Source organism: Marinobacter sp. F4216 (assembly GCF_019931195.1).
Taxonomy (GTDB): Bacteria; Pseudomonadota; Gammaproteobacteria; order Pseudomonadales; family Oleiphilaceae; genus Marinobacter; species Marinobacter suaedae.
Genome location: NZ_JAIOUO010000003.1, coordinates 55,028 through 68,424 on the forward strand (window position 1 = coordinate 55,028; position 13,397 = coordinate 68,424).

Consider the following 13,397-nt stretch of genomic DNA (forward strand, 5'->3'; position numbering starts at 1 on the left):
CAAGCTCCCGCCCGCTCACAGAAACGATGGCCGCCCTAGGGGCGATTCTCCAGAGCCTCAAGCGCCCGCCGCAAGCCGACAGCAATCCGTTGGACCTTCGGCACCCGGTCTCTGCAGGCGATAATACCGAAATTCAGGAACTTACCATGACTACAGCAGGTAAAGTTCAACGGCACGCCTGGCATAATCAGGCTTACCGGATAGATGTGAAGAAGCCGGGCCCCGTCCAGATACCTTTCTTCCCGCTGTCCCGGCACGTTTGAGATAACCGTATTGAATATCGGCCGACCATGCCCGGCCCGGCCCAGGATGACCGAGGACATAAACGGGCCTGTCGCCATCAGAGAGTAGGGTACGGTGGCGCCCTCCGGAAGGCTTTGCAGAAAGGATTTGGCCGCCCGGGTGGACGCTGTAATCTGAGCCAAACGCTCCTTGGGGTCTGCCACATTCGTGCCCAGGGCTCCAAAGATCATGCTGACCTGATTGCCCACACTGTGATCGCCCGGCTTTCGGGTAGACACCGGAAGAGCAGCCGTCAGGGACTCCTTCGGCAAGGCATTCATATTGATCAGGTAATCTCTGAGTGCTCCGCCGGCCAGTGTCATCACTACATCATTCAAAGTGGCGCCTGCCTCTTTAGCAACTTTCTTGAGCCGAGCAAGTTCAAAATGCTGGGTGGCGACCCGCCTCTGGGCTCCTATAGGGCCGTTAATGGCAGAAGGTGGTGTCGATGCAAACGTGGTGAGTTCCGGATCTTTCCTGCGTAATCGAAGCGCTGCTCCCATGGCCGCTTTGAGATCACTGAACCCCGGCAGGGACAACGAATCCGTCTCAGCATCATTCTCGGAACAATGTCTGGCCCAATGGGGTTGCGTCTGTTCATCGGCCCCGGCGGACAGGCCTTCAACCAGCAAATGAGCGGCACTGATGCCATCGACCAGAGCGTGATGAAGTTTCACGTAAATCGCGAACCGCTGGTCTGACAGGCCCTCAATGAAGTGAAACTCCCAGAGTGGCTTTCGCAGATCCATTCGCAACCCGTGAATCCAGGCGACCATCTGACCAAGCTCCACTTCACCCCCGGGCTCAGGAAGCGCCCATTGCCGAAGGTGGTATTCCAGGTCCAGGTCGTGAACGCTCCGGGTAGCAGGGCTGAGCTGCCAGCGACTTGGTCGTGTCAACACCTGGTTCCACGGGTAGGAAACCCGGATTTCCCGTCGCCAACGCCCCACCAATTGAGTGACGAACGCTTTTTGTTGGTCTGGCTCCAGTCCCTCGGGATAACTGAATACCATCAAGCCGGCCACGTGCATCGGCATATCCCGCCCCTCAAGGCGTAATGAAGCCGCATCGATTAAAGACAGTTTTCTCAGGGACATTCTTCACCTCCGGTGATCCCAAGTGCTTCTTCAAGCTCCACCAGCGCATCAGTCAGACCGGTAGCAAGTCGCTGCATATGAGGCACGGAATCCCGGCAGGCAATAATGCCAACATTGAGAGTGCCCGCATGGCTGTAACAGGTGAAGCTGACGGCCATTCCCTGAAACACAATGTTGGCCGGATAAAGGTGCAGCAGGCGGGCACCACGAAGGTACTTCTCCTGGCGCCCGCCAGGCACATTCGATACCACGGTGTTGAACATGGGGCGACCTGTACCTCCCATGCCAGAAAGCATTTTCAAGATAGCTGGGGCCATACTGGCCAGCGAATAAGGCACGCGCATTTGCGGTGACAGTTCCTGAATGTGTTTTTTTGCCTCGGATGTGGACGCATGAATCTCATGGAGCCTGACCGCCGGGTCGGCAATGTTGGTCCCGACAATGCTGTAAATCATCCCCACGGCATTGCCACTGCTCGTATCACCAGCCTCCCGGAGCGACATAGGAATGGCGGCCGTCAGGCTTTCCTTTGGCAGAGCAGTAATGTCCTTCAGATATCGCCTTAAACTGCCCCCGACCAGGCAAGCCACAACATCGTTGAGGGTGACGCCCTCATGGCGGGCTACCGCTTTCAAGCGTTCCAGTGGGAAGGCTTGGGTGGAAAACCGACGCTGGGGGCCTATACGACCGTTCAACGGGCTACGGGGCGCTGATCGCAACGTAGTCAGGGAGTCATCCTCGCCAAACATCTTGAGAACGTTTTTCGCGGTACCCACCGTCTCGCTGAGTGATGGCAGCTTCAGTCGTTTCAGGGCAAGCGGTTTTTCGGGGGCAGCATGCACCCAGAAAGGCGGAGTGGTCAGATCGTCTTTGTGGTCAGACAGTCCGTTCATCAAAAGGGAGGCGCCGCTGACGCCGTCGACAATGGAGTGGTGAAATTTTACGTAGATGGCAAATCGATCACCTTCAAGGCCATCGATCACCACGCATTCCCAAAGCAGTTTTCGCAGATCCATGGGCTGACTGTGCAACTGGGCGACCAGCTGGCCCAACTCCTTTTCGCCTCCGGGTGCAGGCAGCGACAGGTGTCGCAGATGATATTCCAGATCCGGATCATAAGAAGTCACCAATGAAGGCGCCAGCTGCCAGCGAGAACCCGATACCAGCACTTTGTTCCACGGTGACGTAATGCGGGTTTCTTTGCGACCATCTTCCATCAGTTTCCTCACGAAACTGGCAACACCCTCTTCGGGTGCCTCGAACACCATCAACGCCGCAACATGCATCGGGGTTCGAGGGGTCTCAAGCTGAATGAATGCCGAGTCCATCGGGGAAAGTTTGGAAGAGTTCATATCCCTGTATCTCCAGTGCAGCTTGGCTCGCCCATCAGCTCGCGAATAAATACGATGATGTCTTCCCGTGCCTGTCTGGCCTCAGGAAACCAATCTTCCAGTAACGGAAAGGCATGGGGTAATTCAGTCCAGAGCATGAGCTCCTTTACCACTTCTGCCCTGGTAAGGCGTCGCGGCGGCTACAACCGCGGGCGCCATTATGGGTACCAATACGACATATTGTAGCTCTCTCTGTCAGGTTTTTTTGAAGTTACCCAATGTCCGCTTTTCCACGCGTGATTTCTTGCTCGTACAAGGCGCTCTTGACTCTGACGGTTGAGATAAGCGCCGGTAAGCTGGGCGGTGTACCTGATTCGCAAACTCACACCAAATTAAACGACAAGCAGTGGGCCATAGTGCCTCAAACCGCTTTCACCACCTCCGACAGCATATCCCGCACCTGTCCCGCGATTTCCTTTAGCTCGTCGTTGTCGATGGCACTCATGGAAGACACCGGATCTATCGCACTTACCTCAATGCCTTCCGTTACCTCACGAAGAATCACGTTGCAGGGCAGCATGGCCCCTACCCTGGGCTCCACACCGATGGCTTCCCACGCCATGTTGGGGTTACAGGCCCCGAGAATCCGGTAAGCGTCCATGTCCTTGTCGAGCTTCTTCTTCATCGTGGCTTTGACGTCAATTTCCGTCAGCACACCGAAGCCGCGGTCAGCCAGTGCCTTGCGGGTACGTTCATCGACTTGGTCAAATCCGGCGCCCTGAATGAGTCGGTTGATGGTGTAAGACATAGAGGCTCCTTATTCAATTGCGATTGAGATTGCTATAGGTTTAGCACCTCAAGCGAGGTTTTGTCGGTATTATCGAGTTGGCCAGTAGATTGGCAGGACAGCAAGCCCCCCGTAAACCAACGGCAATAGACACGATGGATCGCCCACACTCCGCCTACCCACTACCCATGACGCTCGTCACCCTGAGCGCACTGTATCTGGCGCAGGGTTTGCCTTCGGGACTGTTTGCCCATGCCCTGCCCGTGTTCTGGCGGGAAGCCGGTGTGAGCCTGGCGTGGATCGGGGCACTGAAGCTGCTTGCCCTGCCCTGGGTGCTCAAAGCACTGTGGGCGCCGAAAATCGATCAGAGCCTGCAACGGGGCATTCCGCCAGCGCGTTGGCTGACACGCCTGCAATTACCCGCCGCCATGCTCCTTTTTGCTCTGGGTTGGATTGGACTCGCGCCGGGAGGTTCCACCCTCGCACTTGTCACAGCGTTGGTGCTGGCCATCAATCTGCTGATGGCGACCCAGGACATTGTGACCGATGGACTATCTGTTCGCTGGATTCCCGCCCGGTGGCGTGGTCACGTCAATACCATTCAGGTTGCCGGGTACAAAGTGGGCATGCTGGCTGGTGGCGCATTGCTACTGATGCTTGCCCAGCATATGCCGCACGTCGCGGCGATTGGCATTCCCGCCGGTTTGCTGGTCGTTCTGTACCTGTTTGTACGCACCTACGCGCCAATGCGGGCGCCTCTGGCTGAAGAGGCCATTGATCCCAATCATGTTCGCGCCACCGGGGAAGAAAGCCACCAGCCATTTAGGGAGGGTTTGATTGGCTTTCTGAAACGCCCGGGTATGGCCTTCTGGGTTGCCATACTCGCCTGCTACAAGATCGCGGATGCCATGGGCTCTGGCATGATTCGCCCGATGTTGACGGATGGCGGCTGGACCTCTGGCGACATAGGCACTTTCACACTGATCACCACGGTGGCAGGTCTGCTCGGGGCCGCACTCGGCGGCTGGCTGTATCAGAAACTGGGTAGCCGCCGAAGCCTGATATACGCGGGCTTGGCCCAGGCTTCAACGATGGCCGCCTGGGCACTGGTGGCCCTGCAAGGCATTAATACGACTCTGGTATACACGATCGGTCTGTTGGAGCAACTGGCCGACGGCTGTTCAACCGTTGCCCTGTTCGCGGTGATGATGAGCCTGTGCCGGAAAGACTGGGCGGGTACCGACTTTACCCTGCAGGCGTCAATTCAGGTTGTTACGGCCGGTTTGTTCGGGCTGGTGGGCGGAGTCATCGCACAGGTGACCAGCTACGCCTTTATGCTCCTGTTCGCCGGTGGACTCGGCGTCCTTGTTCTTCTGGTGTTCGCGCTGAGGACACGCAAACATCATAATCACCTGTTTCGCGGACAGCCAACCTGATCGTCTAATAATCAGTACGTTGCATAGTCGCCGCCTTTTGCTGAGGCCTTTTCGGTGTATTATTTAGCGACACGTCCAGCATTCGCCGATACGGCAGGGAACAGGAGTTTGTCGTGACCACCCTCGTACAGAACAAAAAATCAGGGCTTGGTGTTAACCTCTTTGGGCTTATCTTTCTCCTGGTGGGTCTTGGAGTCTTTATCGGAGGGCCGGTTCATACCGTCTATGAGCATATCGGCACCGGTGACTGGCGGCAGGTACCCGCCAACCTCGACTCCATTGAAGTCAAAACCCACCGGGGCTCTGACTCCACTACCTACTCCATTCGAGCGTCTTACCGTTACGAATACAACGGGAGAACCTTCTCCGCGTCCCGGGTCGGCTACGATCGGGGCAGCGATAACCTCAGCGACTACCACTATGAGGTTGTGAGCCGGCTCAGGCACATCAGCAATCGGGGAGGTTTAACGGCGTGGATTAATCCGGAAGCCCCTTCAGAAAGTTACCTTGTACGGGAGTTACGCTGGGAAAAGCTGGCGTTCGGTTCCATTTTCGGCATCGTCTTTGCCGGAGGGGGATTGTTTGTCATGTTCCTGGCTCGCCGGCAAACAGCTTCAGGTGTGCCAGGCACAAACGGTCAGCTTATTTACTCATCCGAGAAACAGGGTTTCTGGATGTTTGCCTTCATGTCCTTCCTATTTATTGGCGTCAGCCTGCCGGTTACCCTCAAATTACCGGAGGAAATCGGCAAAGGTAATTGGGCAATTTTGCTGGCACTGGCGTTTCCCGCTATCGGAATCTGGCTGGGTTTTAAAGCCAGGGAAGCGCGCAAAAACTGGCGCTTTTACGGCCCGACTCCGTTGATGCTTAATCCGACTCCGGGGCAGGTGGGAGGCGATATTGGAGGATCAATCGCCCTCCCCGGCCGACTGCCACCGGGAACCTGGAAAGTGACGTTGCAATGCGTGCGAGTCAGGATCAGCGGAGGCAAAAACAGCCGTCGAAGTGAATCGGTGGCGTGGCAAGAAGATCAGGTACCTGAGATCTCCCGGGAGTCATCGGGTTCCGTCGCCCGTTTTGTCTTCACCCCGCCGACCAGCCTGCCCGAGACGGACAATCAGGGAAATCGCATGGTGAAATGGCGGGTTTTGCTGGATGGCCCAAAAGAACCGGTACCGATGGAACGCACCTTCGAGATCCCGGTCATGAAGGGCACCCAGACCTCTTCCATCAAAATCACCGAGGCACACCTCGAAAAGACCGAGCGTCAGACCCAAACACAGTCCATCGCCTCTGCTGCCGAGCAGATTGACGTTGCCCCCTCCGGCTCGGGCTGGCTGATTACCAGCCGACATGGCCGGCATACCGGGATGACTCTGGGCGTTATGTTCGTCGGCCTGCTCTTCAGCGCAGCGAGCATTGGACTGGGCTATATGGCCGCGAAAGAGGGCTTCATGCTCTACGTGATGGCCGGCGCCTTCGGCCTGTTCGGTTTCCCGATGCTCATTGGTGGCCTGTTCATGGCCGGTAGAAGCCTGAAAGCACACATCAGTGGCCCCCAGGTGGAAGTCGTCCGCTACTGGTTTGGCAAGGCTTTGTGGAAACGACAGGGCACCCTGACCAGTACCCACCAACTCACGCTAAAATCCAGTGGCAGCATGAGTTCCGGTCGGAAAACAACGGAATTCTTCTCGCTGGCCTTCAAGGATGCCAGGGACGGCAAGGACATTCGCATCGCCGAGGGCATCGCCGAGGGCATTTCCGGTCGCAGGCCCGCCGAAGCGTTGCAGGAGCAGCTATCGAAACTGATCGGACTAAAATAGTGAGGGTTCCGGCCTGCCGATTCAGAAGGAGCCGAAGATGAATCTCACCAAAGGCATTAAAGCATCCGTTGTCCTGACCACGTTGTTGGCATCCCATGCCTTTGCCGGAAGTGACGACGGTCATAACAGGGATGATCACGCCAGGACATCCGTTGAGCTGGGCCCCAGACCTTTCTATCTGGTGGACAACATGGAAGACAGCCCGCTCAAACACCAACTGCAGTCCTGCGAAACCAGAGTTTTCAAACCCAGCGATTTCTCCATTGGTCACCGGGGAGCCCCCCTGCAGTTCCCCGAACACACCCGGGAATCGTACATGGCCGCTGCTGCCATGGGTGCCGGCATTCTCGAGTGCGACGTGGCGTTCACCAGGGACCGACAGCTGGTATGCCGCCACGCCCAGAACGACCTGCACAGCACCACCAACATCGTGACCGTGCCGGAACTGAACGCCAAATGCACCCAGCCGTTCGTTCCCGCGGACCCGTCATCGGGTAAACCGGCCCAGGCAGAATGCCGCACCAGTGACATCACACTCACCGAGTTCAAAACCCTCCGGGGCAAAATGGATGGCTACAATCCCGATGCCACCACGCCCGAAGAGTACCTCGACGGCACCGCCGAGTGGCGAACCGACCTTTACGCCACCAGTGGCACCCTGCTGAGCCACCGCGAAAGCATCGAACTGTTCAAGAAACTGGGCGTCAAGTTTACCCCGGAGCTGAAACGTCCCGTGGTGGAAATGCCGTATGAGGGCGACTACAGCCAGCAGGATTACGCCCGCCAGATGATCAACGACTACGTCCACGCAGGCGTTGCGCCTGAGGACGTGTGGCCACAGTCGTTTTATCCCGATGATGTGCTGTTCTGGATTAATGAGATGCCCGCATTCGGTCGGCAGGCAGTCTTTCTCGATCAGGACGCCATAACGCCTGACAACAGTTCGCCGGCCTACATGAAGAGTCTCAAAGCTCAGGGGTTAAACATCATAGGGCCTGCACTCTGGAAGATGCTGACGCTGGATGCCCGTGGTGACATCGTCGCGTCCGACTACGCAAAAAATGCCCGCGCCGCCGGGCTGGACATGGTTGCCTGGACCGTCGAGCGCAGCGGCCCTCTGGCAAACGGGGGTGGCTGGTACCACCAGACCATCTCGGAGGCCATCGACCGGGATGGCGACACCTTCGAAGTGATTGATGCCCTGGCCCGCAAAGTTGGCGTGATCGGCATATTTTCCGACTGGCCTGCGACCACCACCTACTACGCCAACTGCATGACCCTGATCCCCAGCCACACCTCTTACGATCGACGCCACTGATGCCCTGCCCCGTCCAAAGGCCGGGGTTTACTGCTACCTCACCGGCTACCCTCAGGAAGCAAAGGCTACGGAAACCTCAAGACGCTTTTCAGCCGATAATGAATTGGTGATCAGGCAATTATGCTCGGCCTTCTCGAGCATCCGCCTGGCCTTGGCTTCATCGACCCCCTCTGGGACCGTCAAGCTGGCGCGAACCACAAACTGAGTGAATCTGGTTACCCGCTCCACACGTTCCAGCGTGCCTTCCACGTCGCAGGTGAGCGACGTCCAATCGAGCTTCGAAGCACGAGCGATGGCCCGAAACGTCAAAATGAAACAGTCGGCGACAGAGGCTACCAACAAACTCTCTGGCGACCATTTGTCGCCGGGGCCGCCAAACTCGGGTGGCGGTGCGGATGGAATATCCTGCACGCCATCGCTGGACAGGTTCACATCGCCTTCTGGCTGTGCCACTGCAGCAGCCCGGTAGTGATGAGGCAATTCTTGCATCGGATCGTCTCTCCTGATTCGGTAATCTATTAACCTAGTATCGCCACCAGCCGCTGCCAAAGCATTCCCAACACCTCGTAGAACGCTCGTTCCGACTTCAGCTGGTTGCTCGCCTGCACGCTCAGATCCGGCGTCTCGCTACCCAATCGGATGGCGGGCGCAGGAATTGGTTCCAGCCCTTGCCGCTCAAAAAACCATACAGCCCTGACGAGGTGCGAGGCTTCCGTGACCAGGGCGAAGCGCCTGTCCATCAGCCAGGGTTTCATATGCTCGGCCTCCTCACCGGTATCCTTCGGTTCCGGGAATCGGCGAATCCGGCCCTCATCAACGCCCATGTTCCGGGCAATTGACGCCATCATGTCGGCGTGGGGGACCGGGTCATGCCGGGCATACCCAGAGACAAACAGCTGAGCCTCGGGGTTGGCACCCAGTATCCGCAGACCTTCCACCAGCCGGTAAAGCGACGACGAGCACAGCTGCGCTGCAGGTGGAACCCTGTCATCACTGCTGTGGCAACCGCCCAACACCACAACCACATCCACCGGCCGGGACAGATCAAAAGCCGCATAGTCGCTCTCGACCATGCTCACCAACCGATTGGAGACCGGCGCCCAACTGGTCAGGAACAGCAGTAAGGCGCCGCTCACCAGTGCCACCCTCGCCATGCGCGGCCAGACCCTGAGCATCAGAATCCCGGCCATTAATAGCATCAGGGTAAGAGGAATCGGCATCAGCATCTGGCCGATGAATTTCTTAAGTTCAAACGCAAACATTCTTATCGTCTTTCATGGGGAGGCATCATCCGCAAATCAGGGCGGCATTATGCCAACAATTGATGATTTTTATCGCATCTACAAGGGGTTGTGGAAAGAAACGAGTATCAGGCCGGCAGGATTACGCGGACGCTACGCTCTCGCAGTCTGATGCAACCTGTGCCCATTGGCTCGCGTACCAGGACCGGTGCGTAGCTGACTCCGCCCCGGGAGCATCACCGTCCTCCCGAGCATCTGCGCCATCCTTCTGAGCGCACATCCGAAGAATATGGTTGGCAATGGCGATCTCGGATTCGCGGCCAATGGCCATGGCACAGTCCAGGGCCTCTTGTGCGGAACTGGCGGCAGCCGGCCACAGCCCCTGCTTCCACTGATGGCCCGCCAGCCGGCTGAGCAGATACGCAACGTGATATTTGTCATCAAGCGCCCGCAACGCCTCGAGTCCTGACTTGAACGCGTCGAGCGCCCCCTCTTCGCCGTTCATATACCGAACCAGGGCCGAAAGCGTTTCGCTCACCGGGAGCTCCACGCCAGCCCTTACCCGCTGCCCCAGATCCAGCAACTGATCGATCAACACATCGCACGCTGACAGATTGCCCCGATCCACATGCAGCATGATCAGTTGTTCGGTGGCGGCAAATTCCTCAAGCCTTTCTCCGGCCTCCAGGGCGGTATCAATGGCCTTCTGGAATGCCCTTTCAGCATCCTTGTAATGGCCCCGGTAACCCGCCAGCATGCCTTCCGCGAGATAAGCGGTGCTGATGGGACCGATGCCATGATTGAACAGGCTCTTTACCTCCAGGATAAAGGCCTCGGCCTGGTTGAGATTGCGCTCCAGCAACAGGAAACACTTGGCCGCCTGTGCCAGCGCCTCCGCTCTCTCTTCCGGTTTCTCACGGCGGCTGATCCGCTCGGCCTGCAGGATATTGGAATGGGCTGACGCCATGGAGGCATTTTCCCAGCGCAGGAAGGACAGCATCTGGAAACCGAGACGGGCCTCGTGGGTCAGACCTGCGGCCAAGGCCTGTTCAGCCAGATCCCGCAACTGGATACTGGCGGTTTCGGTGTCCGGCTTCTGGGCTGAATACAGAATATGGAGCAGCTTCAGCATCCACCCGATCCGCTCATTCCCCTGCAACTGTTCTGCCATTTGCAGCCCCTGCCGGGCCAGAGACTCCGCCACGCCATTGGCGAACACCCGCAATGCCTGTTCGCCGGCGAGCACGCAGGCTCGGGCGCCTTCCAGCGCTTCACCGGCCCGTTCGGCGTGGTAGGCGATTTCGGTAGCCACCTCCAGATTGTCGATTTCCGGTAACAGCAACTCGACCACCTTCTTGTGCATCAGGCGTCGCCTTGGCAGGGACAGATCGCTGTATACCGCCTGACGAACCACATCATGACTGAACCGATAGCGCTGGGAGGAGTGGGTGGCATCGATCTGGAACAGCGCATGGGTTTCCAGGCATTCCAGTCCTTCCACCAGGACCTCCGGCTCAAGGGAACACAGCCGTTCCAGCCGAGGGATGCTGATGGAACGGCCCAGTACCGCACCCCACCGAACCAGATCAATGGCCTGCTCCGGCAGGTGTTCGATGCGATCACGTACCAGATTCACCAGCGGGCGGTACGGGTCACTCAGTTCCGGATGGCGCGCCATCTCGATGGCGTAGAGAGGATTCCCGGAACTGGCCCGGTATATCCGATTGGCATCCACCGATCCCTGGCCCGACAGGAGCTGGCCGATATCACTCTCGCCCAATGGCGCCAGATCAAACACCCTTGCACCGAAGTCCTGTTGCAGGCTGAGAATGACTCGCTGTGCCGGTGCGTTATCACGCAGCTCCCCCGCACGAGCAAAAAGCCCGAACATCAATGGACAGGAGCGAAAACTCCGTGCCACATAATGCAGCAACTGCAACGAGGCCCGATCAAACCACTGGAGATCGTCCAGAATCAGCAGCAGCCCTTTACCGCGGGCCTGCTGCTGAAGCTCGTCGCGGACCAGAGAGAACCATCGTTCCTGATCAATTTCGCTGTCAGCCTGGTCGGGTTGAACGAGATCCGACAGGGCCAGCCCGAGCGCATCCAGCCAGGGTTTGTAAGGGCTTTTCTGTTCCACCTCGTACGCCCTTCCGGCTCTGACAGCAAAGCCGGCGCTTTCAGCCTTGCTCATCAGCCGCTCCGCCAGTCGGCTCTTACCAATCCCCGGTTCCCCCTGAAACAGAAAAGCGCTCACGGCTTCCCCGGCTGCCAGCCGGCCCATTTCATCCTCAATAAACATCAGTTCCTTCGACCGCCCGATAAACGGCAACGCAGCGCCCATGCCGGCCGGCGGCGATACCGTTCTGGCCGCGGCGTTCGGTGCAGGCATGGCCTGACGGGACTGCTCCCGGCACACGATCCAGGCACGATGCAGCTCGGTTTCACCGGCAGCTCCCAGGTCCTTGAACAGGCGGCGGGAATGTTCATATCGCTTCTGGGCTTCGTCCCTGCGCCCCAGCTTGAATAACAACTCAAACAACGTGGATAGGTTGGTTACATCAAACGGGTCCAGCTCTGAAAGCCTGACAGCGTAGCCAAGGGCGAGATCCGGCTCTCCCATCTGACGATCGCGCAGCGCTGTCAGCAACTGACACCAAAGACCCCGGAAACGCTCACGCTGGCCGACACACCAGGCGTTGAACTGGAAAATATCCTGCAGTTCCAGCTCCTCCAGAAAGCTTCCTCTCGGCACATCCGCCAGCGCGACTAAAGCCTCCAAAGGCAGCGACTCAAATCCCTGGCCTTCCAGTGCAGCCAGCTCCCAGGCGTCCACAAACGCCCCCGCCCGGTCGAACGAAAGCTCCTGTCGGCTGGCGTGCAGGCGCTCCCTGTCCCACTGAATTTCGCGCCGCAACCGAGACAGGCTCCAGCGCAGGGAACCCTTGGGGTCTTCGGTGATGTCCCAGAACAGCTCACCGAGCTTGTCCCGGCGCAGAGACCGGTCCGACATGATGAGATAGGCAAGCAGAGCGCGGGTTTTCTTGGAGCGAGGCAAATTCAGCGGATGACCATCAGCCTCGATACTCATTGGCCCAAGCAGATTGATCCGCAGGGAGGGAGCACTAGCAGAACGGTTCACATGAAAGCACTCTGGCGTCAGAACGCGTGCCCGGCTACCCAGAGATGCTGGTAATCCATGCCGGCGGAATCCAGAGAACGTTTGACGGCCTGTAAATCCCTGGCCTCGAAAATACACACGAAGCGTTTGCCATCAGACGAGACATAGGTGCCCTTTCGGGTGACGTCGTTCACCTCAAAGCAGGCTTCCGCCTTGGCTCGCATGGCGTTGAGGTATTCCTCGGTGGCCGGTTCTTCTTGTTGGCGCTCCAAAACAATCGTTTCCATGTTTCTTCCCCGTGCTGAAGGATGCCAATCGCACATCGGCCGAGCGTGAGAACGCTAACTTATTGTTATTTATGTATTCAGAAGATCTGCAAGATCGAAACAAAAAGATTGTGCGTTTTTTGATCAAATTTCAACGCTTATTCACACGTTTCTGCACATGGTGCTTCGCGATACTGAACTCGCAAACAAACAACGCCCCACCGGGGCACTCGCACGAAGGAGCACTATCATGAACACCACAACCCCAAAACTGGTTATCGTCAATTCCCGCGGCCTGGACGACGAGCGCGCCACCGTGGCCTTCACCATCGCCAATGCCGGCATTGCATCCGGTCAGGAAGTCACCATGTTCCTGGTCAGTTCAGGCGTCGACCTGGTGAGAAAAGGCGCCGTGGATTTTGTTCGCATGAACCCGCTGGATCCCCCGCTGAAAGAGCTGATGGAAGATTTCATGTCCCGTGGCGGCCAGATCTGGGCTTGTCCTCCCTGTGCCAAGGTACGGGGCTATGATCCGGACAGCCTGATTGATGGTGTTGAGATCACCGGTTCACCGTCATTGCACGCCAAGATTCTGGAGGGGGCCAACACCCTTTGCTTCTGATCCCGGCCTGGCTATCAGGGTGGTGTCCCTTGGCCGCCACCCTGAGCCTCCGGAAACCAACGAACGAGGAGAG

General features: G+C 57.8%; 11 protein-coding genes. 4 read left to right on the forward strand and 7 right to left on the reverse strand.

The features are described from left to right. Positions 1-35: 35 nt before the first annotated feature. From K8I84_RS05750 to K8I84_RS05760, 3 genes are all read right to left on the reverse strand, one after another. The gene (locus K8I84_RS05750; RefSeq protein WP_223793785.1) at positions 36-1,379 is read right to left on the reverse strand and encodes a wax ester/triacylglycerol synthase family O-acyltransferase; all 1,344 of its coding nucleotides are present in this window, start codon (positions 1,377-1,379) and stop codon (positions 36-38) included. Continuing rightward, the gene (locus tag K8I84_RS05755; RefSeq protein ID WP_223793786.1) at positions 1,370-2,731 is read right to left on the reverse strand and encodes a WS/DGAT/MGAT family O-acyltransferase; all 1,362 of its coding nucleotides are present in this window, start codon (positions 2,729-2,731) and stop codon (positions 1,370-1,372) included. Before K8I84_RS05755 ends, K8I84_RS05750 begins: the two co-directional genes overlap by 10 nt. Before the next feature lie 400 nt (positions 2,732-3,131). Then, entirely contained in the window at positions 3,132-3,518 is a 387-nt protein-coding gene (locus tag K8I84_RS05760; RefSeq protein ID WP_223793787.1) for a DUF302 domain-containing protein, read from the reverse strand. A gap of 134 nt (positions 3,519-3,652) precedes the next feature. Between K8I84_RS05760 and K8I84_RS05765 the strand changes: the two genes are divergently transcribed. The 3 genes from K8I84_RS05765 (at position 3,653) to K8I84_RS05775 (ending at position 8,074) form a co-directional block, all read left to right on the forward strand. Next, a complete protein-coding gene (locus K8I84_RS05765) occupies positions 3,653-4,933 on the forward strand; it encodes an MFS transporter (protein WP_223793788.1) in 1,281 nt (426 codons plus the stop codon). 113 nt (positions 4,934-5,046) lie between these two features. Continuing rightward, the gene (locus tag K8I84_RS05770; protein ID WP_223793789.1) at positions 5,047-6,756 is read left to right on the forward strand and encodes a DUF3592 domain-containing protein; all 1,710 of its coding nucleotides are present in this window, start codon (positions 5,047-5,049) and stop codon (positions 6,754-6,756) included. A gap of 37 nt (positions 6,757-6,793) precedes the next feature. Further along, positions 6,794-8,074 (forward strand): glycerophosphodiester phosphodiesterase family protein, encoded by a 1,281-nt coding sequence (locus K8I84_RS05775; RefSeq protein ID WP_223793790.1) that lies wholly within the window; start codon positions 6,794-6,796, stop codon positions 8,072-8,074. 51 nt (positions 8,075-8,125) lie between these two features. Here the strand turns inward: K8I84_RS05775 and K8I84_RS05780 are convergent, their stop codons facing one another. From K8I84_RS05780 to K8I84_RS05795, 4 genes are all read right to left on the reverse strand, one after another. Then, a complete protein-coding gene (locus K8I84_RS05780; protein WP_223793791.1) occupies positions 8,126-8,563 on the reverse strand; it encodes an OsmC family protein in 438 nt (145 codons plus the stop codon). Between the two features lie 29 nt (positions 8,564-8,592). After that, positions 8,593-9,336, reverse strand: a complete 744-nt coding sequence (locus K8I84_RS05785; protein ID WP_223793792.1) for an ElyC/SanA/YdcF family protein — start codon at positions 9,334-9,336, stop codon at positions 8,593-8,595. Between the two features lie 121 nt (positions 9,337-9,457). After that, a complete protein-coding gene (locus K8I84_RS05790; RefSeq protein WP_223793793.1) occupies positions 9,458-12,457 on the reverse strand; it encodes an ATP-binding protein in 3,000 nt (999 codons plus the stop codon). 17 nt (positions 12,458-12,474) lie between these two features. After that, entirely contained in the window at positions 12,475-12,723 is a 249-nt protein-coding gene (locus K8I84_RS05795; RefSeq protein WP_223793794.1) for a nickel-binding protein, read from the reverse strand. Positions 12,724-12,952: 229 nt separating this feature from the next. On the opposite strand from K8I84_RS05795, the gene K8I84_RS05800 reads away from it, so the two are divergent. After that, complete coding sequence (locus K8I84_RS05800) at positions 12,953-13,324, forward strand: DsrE family protein (RefSeq protein ID WP_223793795.1); 372 nt, start codon at positions 12,953-12,955, stop codon at positions 13,322-13,324. Positions 13,325-13,397 lie beyond the last annotated feature (73 nt).

Coding starts and splice junctions, on each gene's coding strand:
- K8I84_RS05795 (WP_223793794.1), bottom strand. CDS start 12,723: ATGGAAACGATTGTTTTGGAGCGCCAACAAGAAGAACCGGCCACCGAG.
- K8I84_RS05750 (WP_223793785.1), bottom strand. CDS start 1,379: ATGTCCCTGAGAAAACTGTCTTTAATCGATGCGGCTTCATTACGCCTT.
- K8I84_RS05785 (WP_223793792.1), bottom strand. CDS start 9,336: ATGTTTGCGTTTGAACTTAAGAAATTCATCGGCCAGATGCTGATGCCG.
- K8I84_RS05755 (WP_223793786.1), bottom strand. CDS start 2,731: ATGAACTCTTCCAAACTTTCCCCGATGGACTCGGCATTCATTCAGCTT.
- K8I84_RS05760 (WP_223793787.1), bottom strand. CDS start 3,518: ATGTCTTACACCATCAACCGACTCATTCAGGGCGCCGGATTTGACCAA.
- K8I84_RS05775 (WP_223793790.1), top strand. CDS start 6,794: ATGAATCTCACCAAAGGCATTAAAGCATCCGTTGTCCTGACCACGTTG.
- K8I84_RS05765 (WP_223793788.1), top strand. CDS start 3,653: ATGGATCGCCCACACTCCGCCTACCCACTACCCATGACGCTCGTCACC.
- K8I84_RS05780 (WP_223793791.1), bottom strand. CDS start 8,563: ATGCAAGAATTGCCTCATCACTACCGGGCTGCTGCAGTGGCACAGCCA.
- K8I84_RS05800 (WP_223793795.1), top strand. CDS start 12,953: ATGAACACCACAACCCCAAAACTGGTTATCGTCAATTCCCGCGGCCTG.